The organism is Oxalicibacterium sp., from assembly GCF_057353965.1.
On sequence record NZ_JBMQZD010000001.1, the window covers coordinates 769201 to 784314 of the forward strand.

Below are 15114 nucleotides of genomic sequence, written 5' to 3' on the forward strand. Positions count from 1 at the left end.
GGCCGCATAGGTGATATCGCGGCAAGACTGTCGGGTCTCCTCATTCACTCGATCGCAACAAGCCGACTCCTACATCGCCCCTCCTTGCTTTCCATGAATCACTGCACTCGGCAGACGGGGAAACTTTAACGCAATCTTAACTTCGTAGAAAATCGATTTTAGCGTTAGTTTTATCCATAAAAACCGAATAATTTAAGAGCTATTCAGGATAAAAACAGAGCAATTACAGGGTCAGACCATTCACCAAACAACAAAAAATATCAATAAATTCAATATATTGAATCCTCAATCCGTCGATTCAGCATAGTCCAGAAGCTGTGCAGAAGGAAGAAAAAGATGAGGTATTCCTCGTATAAGGAGGAATATTTTTTGAAGAAATCAGAAGTGAGATTCGTTATTTTTATAATAATTTTTTAACGAATTCTTATTGTTTCTGCAGGGCACTACAAACCGTTGGGTAAAGCAAACGCACGCCCAGCTCCTCTTTCATGCGCCGGTTGGACAGGCGCCGCGATTCAGACATGAAAGACAGCATCATCGGCGACACCTGTTGCCGCAACGCGTCGAACGGCAAACGCGGCGGCCGCGGCAGCTCCTTTGCATCGGCCACCGCATCGAAATAGTCGCCCATCTTCATCTCGGAATCGTCGACGGCGTGGTAGACGCGACACGGCGCACCCCGGAACAGCGCTGCGACGATGATCCGCGCCAGATCGTCCGCATGGATATGGTTCGTATAGACATCATCCTCCTGTCGCAATGCCGGCGTACCGTTCTTCAGACGCTCCACAGGCAGGCGATCCTCGCCGTAAATGCCCGGCACGCGCAGGATCGCCAGCCGTCCGTGCGCACGCTTTGCCCAGGCGCGCAAGACCTTTTCCGCATCGACACGCCGCACAGCACGCGCGTTGCGCGGATGCGGCTGACGAGTCTCATCCACTCGCGCACCGGCGCAATCGCCGTACACGCCCGACGTGCTGACATAAACCAGCCTCGCCCCGTCAGGTAAAATGGCGGCCAGATTGCGGGTGCGGCGATCGATGCTGCCGTCCGACTGCGGCGGCGCCAGATGCACGATCGCCGGCGCCACGCGTGCAATGCGTGCCAGCGTCGCCGGCCGGTCCAGATCGGCGATCACCGGGATTGCACCGGCGTCGCGCAAAGCCTGACGGCGCTCTTCCTGCGTCGTCACGGCAAAGATGCGAAACCTGTCCCGCAACAGCGGCAGCAGGCGCATGCCGACATCGCCGCAACCGAGAACCAGCAGCCGCGGCTTGCCTGTTTTCCCCGCAATGTTTTTGTTTTGCATTTTCATGACCGGATTGTATGACGTTCCAGATCACCGTTAAGCCGAGCGGTCGGCAATTCCCCTGCGAAGCAGACGAAACCATCCTCGATGCCGCGATCCGCGCCGGCGTCGGCCTGCCCTACGGCTGCAAGAATGGCGCTTGCGGCACCTGCAAGGGGCTGGTGCTGTCCGGCGACGTGACGCACGCACCGCATCAGCAGAAAGCCCTGCCGCCGAACGATGTGAAGCAGGGCTTCGCCCTCTTCTGCTGTGCGCATCCGCACAGCGACATCGAACTCGAAGCGCGCGAGGTGCTCGGCGTCGGTGAATTCCCGATCAAGAAACTGCCGACGCGCGTCGCCAAAATGGAGAAAATCGCTGACGACGTGATGGTGATTTCGCTGCAGCTTCCCGCCAGCGAGCGCCTGCAATACCGCGCCGGCCAGTACATCGAATTCATGCTGAAGGACGGCAAGCGCCGCAGCTACAGCCTGGCGAATGCGCCGCATCTGGACGAACAGATCACGCTGCACATCCGCCATATGCCGGGCGGCGTCTTTACCGATCACGTCTTCAACACGATGAAGGAGCGCGAAATCCTGCGCTTCGAAGGCCCGATGGGCACCTTCTTCCTGCGCGAGGAATCAGACAAGCCGATGGTGCTGCTTGCATCCGGCACCGGCTTCGCACCGATCAAGGCCATCGTCGAGCAGGCGCAGCATGCCGGCAGCAAACGGCCGATGACGCTGTACTGGGGCGGCCGCCGGCCAAAGGATCTCTACATGCATGCGCTGTGCGAGGAGTGGGCACGCACGATTCCGGGCTTCCGCTACGTGCCGGTCATCTCGAACGCGCAGCCGGAAGACCAGTGGAGCGGCCGCGTCGGCTTCGTCCACTACGCCGTGATGGAAGACCTGTCCGATCTGTCCGGCCATCAGGTCTACGCCTGCGGCGCACCAGCCATGGTCGATGCCGCACGGAACGACTTCGCCACGCAATGCAAGCTACCGGCCGAAGAGTTCTACGCGGATGCCTTCACGTCGGAAGCCGACATGGCACAAGGCGTGGTCTCGGACGAGCAATAAAGAAATAATGCGGAAGAAGTAATACAGAAGAAAGTAACCCCGCCAAAGTAACGCAACGGTCATCTGCAACACTTGCGGGGAAACCTTTTGACGCCCCGTGGGAAACGCCTTACCATGCCTGCATGAACATGACCGCCAGACACTTGCGACGCCGTCTCCCGCTGCCTCAGCACTGGATGCCGTGCGTGTAAGCATTTGCCGATCACGAAGCCACAGGCAATCCTGTGGCTTTTTTTTTAGTATCGTTTTTCAGTAGTTTCGCTCTCACTCATTCGCTCAGGAGTATCCGTAATGGAATTCAGCCAGTATGCCGTCGACAACCTGATGTACATCACCAACCGCCCGCAGCTCGTCTGCGTCGAAGGGCAAGGCATGTGGCTGACCGATAACAACGGCAAGCGCTATCTCGACTACCTGCAGGGCTGGGCCGTCAACTGCCTCGGCCACTCGCCGCAATGCATTCAGGATGCGTTGAACGCGCAGGCGAAGAAACTGATCAACCCGTCGCCGGCGTTCTACAACGAACCGTCGATCAAGCTGGCCACGCTGCTGGCTGACCATTCCTGCTTCGATCGCGTGTTCTTCGCCAACAGCGGCGCCGAAGCCAACGAAGGCGCGTTCAAGCTCGCGCGCAAATGGGGCAAGGTCAACAAGAACGCCGCCGGCGAAAACCGCTACGAGATCATCACCTTCGACCACAGCTTCCACGGCCGCACGATCGCCGCAATGTCCGCCAGCGGCAAGGCCGGCTGGGATACGATCTTCGCGCCGCAGGTGCCGGGCTTCCTGAAAGCGACGTTGAACGACATCGCCAGCGTCGAACAACTCATCACCGACAAGACCGTCGCCGTGATGCTGGAACCGGTGCAGGGCGAAGCGGGCGTGCTACCCGCCACGCGCGAATTCATGCAGGCATTGCGCGCACTGACGAAAAAACACAACCTGCTGCTGATCGTCGATGAAGTGCAGACCGGCATGGGCCGCTGCGGCGAAATGTTCGCCTATCAGCTCTCCGGCATCGAGCCGGACATCATGACGCTGGGCAAAGGCATCGGCGGCGGTGTGCCGCTGGCCGCGCTGCTAGCGAAGGAAGAAATCGCCGTCTTCGAAGCCGGCGAACAGGGTGGCACCTACAACGGCAATCCGCTGATGACAGCCGTCGGTGTCGCCGTCACCGACACGCTGCTGGCGCCCGGCTTCCTGCAATCGGTGAAGGACAAGGGCGATTACCTGGGCCGCGAACTGACGAAACTGTCCGACAAGCACGGCCTCGCCGGCGAACGTGGCGAAGGCCTGCTACGCGCGCTGAAACTCGGCAAGGATATCGGCCCGCAGATCGTCGACAAGGCGCGCGATCTGCAGCCGGTCGGCCTGCTGCTGAACTCACCGCGTCCCGACCTGCTGCGCTTCATGCCGTCGCTGAACGTGACGACCGAAGAGCTGGATCAGATGATTGCATTGTTGTCCGGCGTGCTGACCGATCTGGGCTGCTGATCCGATGACGTTCATGACCGCCCTGCTCCGCCTGCGTGCCACGTTGCTGAGCGTGGCGGTCGCCCTTCTCGTCGCCGCCTGCGGCACCGCACCGCTGGCGCCACCACCCGACACGCCGGAAATCGCCGCCAAACGCGACAACATCATCTTCTTCTCACTCGGCCTGATCGATACCGGCTACCGCTTCGGCGGCAAGAATCCGGAAGCGGGACTGGATTGCAGCGGAATGGTGTCGTATGTCTTTCGTGAAGCCGCCGACCTGCGCGTCACTGGCAGCGCGGCAGATATCGCCAAGCGTGGACGCGAGATCGAAAAGCGCGACCTGCGTCCCGGCGATCTCGTTTTCTTCAATACCTTGGGCCGCTCGTTCTCGCACGTCGGCATCTATATCGGCGACGGCAAGTTCATTCATGCGCCATCCAGCCGCGGCAAGGTGCGTATCGAACGCATGGACAACCGCTACTTTGCGAAGCGATTCGAAATGGCGCGTACGTATTTCTACTGAACATTCAACGCTTCACGTGATGTAGAACTGCGGAAGAGCGCCAAACACTTTTTACATGACAGTCTAACCGGCGTAGTTAAGCTGCCAGGAAACACCAAACCGATCATTGATCCAGCCGAATCGCTGGCTGAAGCCATAATTGTCCAGTGGCATCAGGATTTGGCCGCCTTCCGACAAGATACCGAATACACGCTCCAGCTCAGTTACCGAATCAAGCTCCACGAAAATGGAACTCGAAGGCGTAAAGGAGAAGTTGTGCTTGACCGGACTATCGGAGCACATGAACTCCCGTCCGCAAAGCGAGAATGTAGCAACCTTGATCGTTCCCGAGGGTCCCGATTCGCCTTCAACATAACGCTCGGCCTGTACCACGCGGGAATCAGGAAACGTGGCGAAATACAGATCCAGCGCAGCCTGCGCGGTTCCATCCTGAAACATCAGAAATGGTCTGAGTGTTGCCATAGAATGCCTCGATATTCGAAAGATGCGTTGAGATATCTTGCCGATGATTCACTTGGCAGAGCGGCGATTGGCATCGCCTGAATGTCACGCTTCATCGTACGGCAAATCATCCGGATGAACGCCTATGTAATCCGGCTCCGGCAGTATCGGCAAGCGATAAGCACGGACAAAGTCATGGCCTTCCAGCAGCGCTTTCACCACTCTATGCATGCCGTCCATTACCCTCCCTTCGGGGCAAAGAATAATCGGGTAGGCCAGATTTGCGGCTTGAACCAGGCGCATGTGATCTGTAATCGATCTGCATGTGGGTGTGTCGCCCTCGGCGTCGTACCAATAAGGCTCATCCAGTTCGCCGATGGCGCTTAGCAAGACTTCGTCGGCTTTCATTCCTTTCGTCAGGCGAATCAGTTTATCGACATCCCAGGCACGCAACCCTTCATCGCTGTGTCGAAAGTGGTATTGCTTTCTCATAGTGTCTACCGCTGGAAATACCGCGTCTATTTATGCAGATCGACCGGATTGAATGATCATGCAGCCTCGACTTCTATAAACCACTTGGGCTGCATTGCATCGAAGTCCGTACGAATATTCGAAGGAAGGTAACTGGCTGAATCCAGCACGAAAGATCGATCATCTACACGTTTGAACACAACCCAATGCCAGAAATTTCGGCCCTCTTCCTGATGATGTTTGATGGATAACAATGCCAAATCGGGTAAGGCACTCCAGGAAACAAAAGGTATTTCGTTCCCGGAGGTTTCAACGCCACCGTTGGACAGCATGCGCCGAACATATTGCGTATCCGACCACAGCGATTTATCGGAGGCATGAATACCCATCGCATTTGCGACGGTCTTCATCTCCGAATAGGTCTTTCCCAAAAGATTGGCAACAGCTGCAATGCCGCATCCTGTCGGTTCTTCCTGAATAACCGGTTTCAACGGTGACTGCTTGTGCATAACGTTAAAAATAAAAGAATAAGCGACGAAATTGTACGTATAGAAAACCGTGACTGATCGCCTTAGCCCGCCGCTTTGGGAGCGCCGAACGCCTTGCTGTAGTAGCCGGACGGATCAAAACAGCAAACCCGTAGCTTGCCAGAGGCAAGCATGCTGCAGGCATTATTGATTCGTTGCACACGCGTTTTCGCCTGCTTAGCCGAAGTAATCCAGTGTATCCAATCCAAACGCGCAATCGTCGTAGTGGCACTCCAGCCGACCAGCGCTTCAGGTGAAGCATCCAATGCCTGCTGCAAATCCGGCGGGACTTCCGGCTCCGGCTCACACTCCACAGGCGTCATCGCAAACGTCGCAACATCTCCGGCATGCACACCGGCAGCATCAAGCAATTCCTGATCCAATCGCAGCCAGTGACTGCGTTGCCCATCCGGTTCAAGAGTGGCTTGGAAAGCATAATCGTTGATAACGCCATTCACAGTCGTCCTGCCACGCCGGGGAAGTGTGGCGCTGACATCCTTGGGCAAAATCACAAAAGCCCAGGAATTATCGTCGCTCGATGCCGCCGGGCGAAGCAATCTTGCCTCGAATCGAGATGCTGCGCTGCCTTTTGTCATTGTCGATCCAGGATTATGAAATTATTCCTTGTGATCTCTGCGGAAGAGCTGCCATTCTTCAATTGATGTTCCATCCGGCAAATGGCACATGCCGTATTCGCTTCCATCCTTGTGCTTCAATATTTCAACGCGGCCATTCAATTTGGCACAGTATTCCGATGCAGGATTCGCCATCTCGACAGACTTGCTTTCAATCGGCGGTCGAGAGCATGCACATAGAACGAGAAACGTCAGGCTGCAAAAAATCAGGCGGGGGATAGCCATCACTTTGCTCCTTTTTCAAAAGTAAAAGAAGTGCAACAAGTTGATGCGACATATCATTGCAGCAGCGGTCGAAGCATGAAACATGGTGCCATATCGAAGTGCAATCCGCCGATCATGTCATCTGCATGCAGACCAACGATGCGACGCATCCCGACATGAATAGCAGCCTGATGAAATCTTCATCTTCGCAGGAATCCACTGACGACACTGCTGGAAACGACTACTGATGAAATTCCACGTAAAACCGTACTTTTCCAAGCGGCTTCACCTCATGCAAAACGGTGGGCTCAACAACACCATGGACGGATTCATCAAGAACGATCACTTCCGGCTCAGGCTCGTTGATTGTGTACTGCAGTCGACCTTCGAGCACCACTATTTTTGCCCATACCGAATCTTTGGTTTGGTGTGCATGTAGAAGGCCTGCAGGCACGCTTTCCTCCGTGAATTCAGGCGTCCTCTTGTATGGAACAACATGATTGGGTAACTGCTTCATCTCTTTCCTTCTAACGTTGAAGTGTCATCCCAGTGCGTTGCCAGATCCAAGGTAACGTTCCGGAACGGGAATGCCTTGAAGCCGAAAGAATGACAGTTGGTCGAAATAACCACGCTGAAAGACGATCTGGTTGTTCTGAACATGAAAGAATCCACAACCGCGAAGGCCGGTTGGATCGCGCCACTCCAGAATTGCCCATTCGCCATCTTCAAAGATATTTTCCACGATGCAGGTCATCTGTGCGCGACTGAATTCCGTCAGAAACATCTGCCGGATTGCCTCGCGCCCCAACAGTGGTTCCATGACCACCTGATGATTCGTGGCATCGGGAGCGTAAAGCGAAGCCAGCCCTTCAATATCTGCCGAATTGAAGCGAGATACCCATTCCTGCACCAGTTGCTTTGGCGACATACGACACTCCTGAAATCGGGATTGATTAAGTCCGGATACCAAATTGCTTAGTCTGCACTGTATTGACAGCTCGTTGAAGTACTAAGGCGAGGCTATATGGCAAGCCGGGACGAGTCTCACCCTATTTGCTGTAGCACTGCCCATGCATGATGGCTTTTTTTCCATGCTAGCTCACGGTCCGAAGAGTATGAACCCACTCGATTATCTTCTAGCCACGCCGCAATAAAAAAGCGGCGCATCTGCGCCGCTTTCTTCATCATTCTCGCTCTTACTTCTTCTTTGCCGGTGGCAAATCGGTACACACGCCTTCGAACACTTCCGCCGCCATCCCGATCGATTCCCCCAGCGTCGGATGCGGATGAATCGTCTTGCCGATATCGACTGCATCAGCACCCATCTCGATCGCCAGCGCGATCTCGCCGATCATGTCGCCGGCATGCGTGCCAACGATGCCGCCGCCGACGATACGGTGCGTCTCGGCATCGAACAACAGTTTGGTGAAACCTTCGTCACGACCATTCGCCACGGCGCGGCCGGAAGCTGCCCACGGGAACAGGCCTTTCTCCAGCTTGATGCCCTTGATCTTGGCTTCGTCTTCGGTGATGCCGACCCAGGCGACTTCCGGATCGGTATAGGCAACCGACGGAATCACGCGTGCATCGAAGTAGGACTTTTCGCCGGCAGCGGCTTCAGCGGCCACGTGCGCCTCGTGCACAGCCTTGTGTGCCAGCATCGGCTGGCCGACGATATCGCCGATCGCGTAGATGTGGTGGATGTTGGTACGCATCTGCGCGTCGACCTCGATGAAACCACGATCGGTGACTGCCACACCGGCCTTCTCCGCGCCGATCTTCTTGCCGTTCGGGCTGCGGCCGACTGCAACCAGCACCATGTCGTACAGTTGCGGCTCCGGCGCGGTGACGGACGCATCGGCTGCTTCGAAGCTGACCTTGATGCCTTCCTTCAGCGCTTCGACAGCGACGGTCTTTGTCTTCAGCATGACCTTGTCGAAACGCTTTTCGTTGAATTTCTGCCAGACCTTGACCATGTCGCGATCCGCGCCCTGCATCAGGCCGTCCATCATTTCGACGACGTCGATGCGTGCACCCAGCGTAGAATAGACAGTCGCCATTTCCAGGCCGATGATGCCGCCGCCGATGACGAGCATGCGCTTCGGCACGGTGCGCAATTCCAGCGCACCGGTCGAATCGACGATACGCGGGTCTTGCGGAATGAACGGCAGGTTCACGACCGACGAGCCGGCAGCGATGATCGCCTGCTTGAACTGCACGGTCTTCTTGCTGCCGTCGGCCATCGCGACTTCAATGTGATTGGTGCCAACGAAGGTACCGACGCCCTGCAGCACGTTGACCTTACGCATCTTCGCCATGCCGGCCAAGCCCGTCGTCATCTTGCCGATGACTTTTTCCTTGTAGCTGCGCAGCTTGTCGATATCGATCTGCGGCTTGCCAAAGGTGACGCCGTGCGCAGCCATCGAAGCCGTCTCGTCGATGACGGCTGCGACGTGCAGCAATGCCTTCGACGGGATGCAACCGACGTTCAGGCAGACACCACCCAGCGTCGAGTAACGCTCGATCAGCACAGTGGACATGCCGAGATCCGCGGAGCGGAAGGCAGCCGAATAGCCACCAGGACCGGCACCGAGCACCATCATGTCGCATTCGATATCGGCCTTGCCGCTGAAATTGGCCGGCGCAGGCGCTGCTTCGGCTGCTTTCGGTTGTGCAGGGGCAGGAGCCGACGGCGTTGCCGTCGGGGCCGGCGCGGCTGAAGCAGCCGCAGGTGCAGCGGCAGCGGGCGCGCTTGCTGCGACTTCCAGCGTCAGCAATGGCGAACCTTCGGAAACCTTGTCACCCAACTTGATCTTCAATGCCTTGACGACGCCGGCATGGCTCGACGGAATCTCCATGCTGGCCTTGTCGGACTCAACCGTTACCAGCGATTGATCTGCCTTGATCGTATCGCCGACGTTGACCAGCAATTCAATCACTTCCACTTCTTTGAAGTCGCCGATGTCCGGCACCGTGACTTCGACTGTGCCGCCAGCCTGTGCTGGCGCCGCAGGCGATGCGGGCGCTGGGGCGGGAGCCGGTGTCGTTGCGGGCGCAGCGGCAGCGGCCTGCGGTGCAGCAGCAGTCGGAGCAGTCGGAGCAGGCGCAGATGGCGCCGCCGGAGTTGCTGCCGCTTCCTCGCCTTCCAGGATCAGCAGCAACGAGCCTTCCGAAACCTTGTCGCCGAGCTTGATCTTCAGTTCCTTGACGACGCCCGCATGGCTGGACGGAATTTCCAGGCTGGCCTTGTCGGATTCGACGGTGATCAGCGACTGATCCGCCTTGACGGTATCGCCGACATTGACCAGCACTTCGATCACTTCCACGTCCTTGAAATCGCCGATATCGGGGACTTTCACTTCAATCGTGCTCATCGCTTTTGCTCCGTTGTTGTCCTGCCGTTTCGCTCGCGAACCGACAGTCTGATGTTGTTTGATTCTCTTTTCCCGTACGGCACTCAGGCCTTTATCGGGAAGCTGACGATCTGGAACGGCCCTGCCGAACTCTTGTCGAATTCCGCGCCGGCATGCACGCCGATCTCGGCGATTTCGCGCGCAGTGGCCTTGCCTTCGTACACTGCATACATCGCGCCCAATGCAAAATTGCGGCCGCTGCCGATGCCCCAGAAACGATCGAAGCTGAAGACTTCGCGATACGAATAGACGCCGTAGATGCCGTGCGGATTGGCGACCAGTGCGGCAATCTGCGACGATTCGTACGGGTCGTCTTCTTCCTCTTTCGTGTTCAGGAAATATTGCTCCTTCAGGATCTGGTGCACTTTGCTGAACGTATCGAAAACTTCATCGCGCGTATCAAGCTTGCAATCCTCGCCCATGCCGGTCAGCAGCTTGCGCATGACCGGAAAGTGCGCAGCGGTACCTGCCAGCGTGACGTACGAATCGCCGATCTGGAACATCTTGTTGTTCTCTTCGTACGCATACGACAGACGCGTATCGCCGAAGGTGACCAGCGAATCGCAGGCGATCGCAATCTCGTTGTTCTTCTTGACGACGACGCAGGTAGTCATGCGCAACCCCTTTACAGAAGCGACTTGCGCAGATCGCCCAGCACCTCGCTCAGGTAGGTGACGAAGCGTGCACCCTGCGCACCGTCGATCACGCGATGGTCGTACGACAGCGACAGCGGCAGGATCAGGCGCGGCACGAACTGCTTGCCGTCCCAGACCGGCTTCATCTGCGTCTTCGACAGGCCGACGATCGCCACTTCAGGCGCATTGATCAGCGGCGTGAAGTAGGTGCCGCCGATACCGCCCAGCGACGAAATCGTGAAGGTCGCGCCCTGCATGTCGGCCGGCTTCAGCTTGCCTTCACGTGCCTGTGCCGACAGTTCGCCCATTTCGCGCGCGATCTCGGTAACCGATTTCTTGTCGGCGTCTTTCACAACAGGCACTACCAGGCCATGCGGCGTGTCGGCTGCAAAGCCGATGTGGTAGTACTGCTTGAGAATCAGGTTCTCGCCCTTCTCATCGAGCGACGAGTTGAACTCCGGCTGTTTCTTCAACGCGGCGACGCAGGCTTTGATGACGAAAGCCAGCAGCGTCAGCTTGACACCGGACTTGGCCAGCTTGTCGTTGCTTTCCTTGCGCAGCGCTTCCAGTTCAGTGACATCCGCTTCGTCGTATTGCGTGACGTGCGGGATCATTACCCAGTTGCGATGCAGGTTCGGGCCACTGATCTTCTTGATGCGCGACAGCGGTTCGATGGTGGTCGGGCCGAACTTCGAGAAATCCAGCGATGGCCATGGCAGCAGACCCAGTCCGCCGCCCTCGACTTTTGCTGCCGATGCTGCTGCAGGGGCTGCAGCAGCCGGACCGGCAGCCAACGCACCCTTTACATAACTCTGCACGTCCTGTTGCGTGATGCGGCCTTTCGGGCCGGAACCGGCAACCTTGCCGAGATCGACACCGAGTTCACGTGCGAACTTGCGCACCGACGGCGAAGCGTGGGCCTTGCTTGCGCCCGCGCTCCATTCGGCTGCAGGCGCTGCCTGCGGTGCCGGAGTTGTTGCGACAGGAGCAGACGCAGGAGCGGCGGGTTGCGGTGCAGCCGCCGGTGCTGGCGCAGGTTGCGGCGCCGGCTCCGCTTTCGGCGCTGCCGGCTCAGGAGCGGCCGGCGCTGCTGGCGCTTCCTGCGGAGCTGCTGCTGCCGGAGCAGCTGCCTTGTCTTCCGCCGCATCCAGCAGCAGGATCAACGAACCTTCGCCGACCTTGTCGCCCAGCTTGACTTTCAATTCCTTGACGACGCCAGCGTGGCTCGACGGAATCTCCATACTGGCCTTGTCCGATTCGACAGTGATCAGCGACTGATCGGCCTTGACCGTATCGCCAGGTTTGACCAGCAGCTCGATGATTTCGACTTCCTTGAAGTCGCCGATATCCGGGACCTTGACTTCCACCATGCTCATTATTTTTCTCCGCTTGTTTGCGTACTGCCATCAATGACTGCGGGGAAGCAGGCGCCAGACGTGTAACGCGCACTGCATTCCCCGTTCAGCCAGAGGAAGAATCTCTAACTGGAATTACTGCGTGACCGGATTGGCTTTGTCCGGATTGATGCTGTACTTCGTGATCGCCTGCGCGACGACATCGGCCGAGATCGCTCCTTCGTCGGCCAGCGACTTCAGTGCGGCAACCGTCACGAAGTAGCGATTGACCTCGAAGAATTCGCGCAGTTTCGCACGGCTGTCCGAACGGCCGAAACCGTCGGTGCCGAGCACCTTGTACGTGCGGCCTTTCGGAATGTGCGCACGCACCTGTTCGGCGAACGTACGCATGTAGTCGGTAGCGACCACGATCGGGCCGCTCGTGCCTTGCAGCGACTTGGTGATGTGCGCCTGGCGCGGTTCCGCGGTCGGATGCAGCATGTTCCAGCGCTCGACGTCCTGTCCGTCGCGCGCCAGCAGCGTGAAGGACGGCGCAGACCAGATGTCGGCCGTCACGCCCCAGTCGTTCTTCAACAGTTCGGCAGCGGCGATCACTTCGCGCAGGATGGTGCCGGAGCCCATCAGTTGTACGCGTTGCTTCGATTTTTTTCCGCCATCCTGCAGCAGGTAGAGGCCTTTCAGGATGTCCGCTTCCTGCCCTGCTTTCAGGCCAGGCTGCGGGTAGTTCTCGTTCATCACGGTGATGTAATAGAACACGTCTTCCTGATTCTCGACCATGCGCTTCAGTCCATCGTGCATGATGACGGCGACTTCGTGCGCGAAGGTCGGATCGTACGGCAGGCAGTTCGGGATCGTCGATGCGAGCAGATGGCTGTGGCCGTCTTCGTGCTGCAGGCCTTCGCCGTTCAACGTTGTACGGCCGGCGGTACCGCCGAGCAGGAAGCCGCGTGCGCGCATGTCGCCTGCTGCCCATGCCAAATCGCCGATACGCTGCAGACCGAACATCGAGTAGAACGTGTAGAACGGCAGCATCACGCGGTTGTTCGTCGAATACGACGTTGCCGCTGCAATCCACGATGCCATTGCGCCAGCTTCGTTGATGCCTTCCTGCAGAATCTGGCCGGCCTTGTCTTCGCGGTAATAGCTGACCTGATCCTTGTCCACCGGTTCGTACAGCTGGCCCTGGTGGTTGTAGATGCCGATCTGGCGGAACAGGCCTTCCATACCGAAGGTACGCGATTCGTCGACCAGGATAGGCACCACGCGCTTGCCGAGGTTGGCGTCGCGCAGCAGCACGGTCAGGAAACGCACGTAGGCTTGCGTGGTGGAGATTTCACGGCCTTCTGCGGTCGGATCGAGGATCGCCTTGAATGCGGACAATTCCGGCACTGGCAGTTTTTCGTCAGCCTGCATGCGGCGTTGCGGCAGGTAGCCGCCCAGCGCCTTGCGGCGTTCGTGCAGGTATTTAATTTCCGGCGTGTCTTCGTCCGGTTTGAAGAACGGCACTTCCGGCAACTTGTCGTCGGCGATCGGCAGCGAGAAGCGGTCGCGCATTTCACGCACGGCTTCGTCGTCCAGTTTCTTGGTCTGGTGCGCGGTATTACGGGCTTCGCCCGACTTGCCCATGCCGTAGCCCTTGACGGTTTTCACCAGCAGCACAGTCGGCTGGCCCTTGTGTTCCTGCGCAGCCTTGAAGCCGGCGTAGATCTTGTGCGGATCGTGACCGCCGCGCAGCAGGTGCCAGATGTCGTCGTCCGACATGCGCGACACCATTTCCAGCAGCTTCGGATGCTTGCCGAAGAAGTGCTTGCGCACGTAAGCGCCATCCTTCGACTTGTAGTTCTGGTATTCGCCGTCCAGCGTTTCCATCATCACGCGCTGCAGGATGCCTTCCTTGTCCTTGGCCAGCAGCGGATCCCAGTTGGAACCCCAGATGATCTTGATGACATTCCAGCCGGCACCGCGGAATTCGCCTTCCAGTTCCTGGATGATCTTGCCGTTGCCGCGCACCGGGCCGTCCAGACGCTGCAGGTTGCAGTTGACAACCATGACCAGGTTGTCCAGCTCCTCGCGGCCGGCCACGCCGATCGCGCCCATCGATTCGACTTCGTCCATCTCGCCGTCGCCGCAGAAGACCCAAACCTTGCGGTTGTCAGTCTTGGCAACGTCACGTGCCTGCAGGTACTTGAGGAAGCGTGCCTGATAGATCGCCATCAACGGACCCAGGCCCATCGAGACGGTCGGGAACTGCCAGAATTCCGGCATCAGTTTCGGATGCGGATACGAGGACAGGCCGTTGCCGTCGACTTCGCGACGGAAGTTGACCAGTTGTTCTTCGGACAGGCGGCCTTCGAGGAAAGCGCGCGCATAGACGCCCGGCGACGAGTGGCCTTGAATATAGAGCAGGTCGCCGCCGTGATCTTCGGTCGGCGCGTGCCAGAAGTGGTTGAAGCCGATGCCTAGCATGTTCGCCAGCGAAGCGAAGCTGGAAATGTGGCCGCCCAGATCGCCGTCGGCGCGGTTGGCCTTGACCACCATCGCCATCGCATTCCAGCGCATCCACGAACGCAGGCGCTCTTCGTATTCCAGATTGCCCGGGCACGGCTCGCTCATGTCGGCCGGAATCGTGTTGACATAGGCCGTGGTGGGCGAGAACGGGATCTGCGAGCCGCGACGGCGCGCCAGATCGATCATGCGCTCGACGAGATAATGGGCACGGTCCGGGCCTTCCGTTTCGATCACCGCTTCGAGGGCATCCAGCCACTCCTGCGTTTCCATTACATCGGGATCGTTGGCGGCTTGCGCCAATACCTGGTCGAGCTGGGCTGACATAATAAGTCTCCTGATTTTTCCTGAAGCCGCCTTTTGTAAAGGCGGACGATATTTGAATCCGATTTGCACATTGTCATGTGAACGGCACGGAGTTTAACAGCAGTTTTTACTATTACCAAATTACGATATCATTTTTTATAATGTGAAATTCACAGACATTTGCCGCCTGACTTCGCGCTCTTTCGTTCCCTCCGTCCGACCGTTCCGGACCGCTGCAGGCTCTTCTATA

Annotated in this window: 15 protein-coding genes; 3 read left to right on the forward strand and 12 right to left on the reverse strand. The window is 57.8% G+C overall.

Annotated features, from left to right (window positions below; genetic code table 11):
• Window positions 1-424: 424 nt before the first annotated feature.
• On the reverse strand, window positions 425-1309 hold the full coding sequence (locus ACO1VH_RS03765) for an SDR family oxidoreductase (RefSeq protein WP_486242558.1): 885 nt from the start codon (window positions 1307-1309) through the stop codon (window positions 425-427).
• Window positions 1310-1326: 17 nt separating this feature from the next.
• Here ACO1VH_RS03765 and ACO1VH_RS03770 point away from each other — a divergent pair, with 17 nt between their 5' ends.
• The 3 genes from ACO1VH_RS03770 to ACO1VH_RS03780 all read left to right on the forward strand — a co-directional run bounded on the left by ACO1VH_RS03770 (window position 1327) and on the right by ACO1VH_RS03780 (window position 4372).
• Window positions 1327-2373: a CDP-6-deoxy-delta-3,4-glucoseen reductase gene (locus ACO1VH_RS03770; RefSeq protein WP_486242560.1), complete on the forward strand. Its 1047-nt coding sequence runs from the start codon at window positions 1327-1329 to the stop codon at window positions 2371-2373.
• A gap of 291 nt (window positions 2374-2664) precedes the next feature.
• Window positions 2665-3867: an acetylornithine transaminase gene (locus ACO1VH_RS03775; RefSeq protein WP_486242561.1), complete on the forward strand. Its 1203-nt coding sequence runs from the start codon at window positions 2665-2667 to the stop codon at window positions 3865-3867.
• A 4-nt stretch (window positions 3868-3871) separates the two neighbouring features.
• On the forward strand, window positions 3872-4372 hold the full coding sequence (locus tag ACO1VH_RS03780) for a C40 family peptidase (RefSeq protein WP_486242563.1): 501 nt from the start codon (window positions 3872-3874) through the stop codon (window positions 4370-4372).
• Between the two features lie 63 nt (window positions 4373-4435).
• On the opposite strand, the gene ACO1VH_RS03785 is transcribed toward ACO1VH_RS03780, so the two are convergent.
• The 11 genes from ACO1VH_RS03785 to aceE form a co-directional block, all read right to left on the reverse strand.
• Window positions 4436-4834, reverse strand: coding sequence for a VOC family protein (locus ACO1VH_RS03785; protein WP_486242565.1), 399 nt, complete (start codon window positions 4832-4834; stop codon window positions 4436-4438).
• An 84-nt stretch (window positions 4835-4918) separates the two neighbouring features.
• Complete coding sequence (locus tag ACO1VH_RS03790) at window positions 4919-5305, reverse strand: hypothetical protein (RefSeq protein WP_486242566.1); 387 nt, start codon at window positions 5303-5305, stop codon at window positions 4919-4921.
• 56 nt (window positions 5306-5361) lie between these two features.
• Window positions 5362-5775: a hypothetical protein gene (locus ACO1VH_RS03795; RefSeq protein WP_486242568.1), complete on the reverse strand. Its 414-nt coding sequence runs from the start codon at window positions 5773-5775 to the stop codon at window positions 5362-5364.
• Between the two features lie 80 nt (window positions 5776-5855).
• A complete protein-coding gene (locus ACO1VH_RS03800) occupies window positions 5856-6407 on the reverse strand; it encodes a YdeI/OmpD-associated family protein (protein ID WP_486242569.1) in 552 nt (183 codons plus the stop codon).
• A 21-nt stretch (window positions 6408-6428) separates the two neighbouring features.
• Complete coding sequence (locus ACO1VH_RS03805) at window positions 6429-6671, reverse strand: putative hemolysin (protein ID WP_486242571.1); 243 nt, start codon at window positions 6669-6671, stop codon at window positions 6429-6431.
• Between the two features lie 220 nt (window positions 6672-6891).
• Window positions 6892-7167: a TehB family protein gene (locus ACO1VH_RS03810; protein WP_486242573.1), complete on the reverse strand. Its 276-nt coding sequence runs from the start codon at window positions 7165-7167 to the stop codon at window positions 6892-6894.
• A gap of 24 nt (window positions 7168-7191) precedes the next feature.
• Window positions 7192-7578: a nuclear transport factor 2 family protein gene (locus ACO1VH_RS03815; RefSeq protein WP_486242575.1), complete on the reverse strand. Its 387-nt coding sequence runs from the start codon at window positions 7576-7578 to the stop codon at window positions 7192-7194.
• A gap of 268 nt (window positions 7579-7846) precedes the next feature.
• On the reverse strand, window positions 7847-10024 hold the full coding sequence (gene lpdA / locus ACO1VH_RS03820; protein ID WP_486242576.1) for a dihydrolipoyl dehydrogenase: 2178 nt from the start codon (window positions 10022-10024) through the stop codon (window positions 7847-7849).
• A gap of 83 nt (window positions 10025-10107) precedes the next feature.
• Window positions 10108-10677: an MFS transporter gene (locus ACO1VH_RS03825; protein ID WP_486242579.1), complete on the reverse strand. Its 570-nt coding sequence runs from the start codon at window positions 10675-10677 to the stop codon at window positions 10108-10110.
• A gap of 11 nt (window positions 10678-10688) precedes the next feature.
• Window positions 10689-12074, reverse strand: coding sequence for a dihydrolipoyllysine-residue acetyltransferase (aceF, locus tag ACO1VH_RS03830; protein ID WP_486242580.1), 1386 nt, complete (start codon window positions 12072-12074; stop codon window positions 10689-10691).
• Between the two features lie 114 nt (window positions 12075-12188).
• A complete protein-coding gene (gene aceE / locus ACO1VH_RS03835; RefSeq protein WP_486242582.1) occupies window positions 12189-14885 on the reverse strand; it encodes a pyruvate dehydrogenase (acetyl-transferring), homodimeric type in 2697 nt (898 codons plus the stop codon).
• Window positions 14886-15114 lie beyond the last annotated feature (229 nt).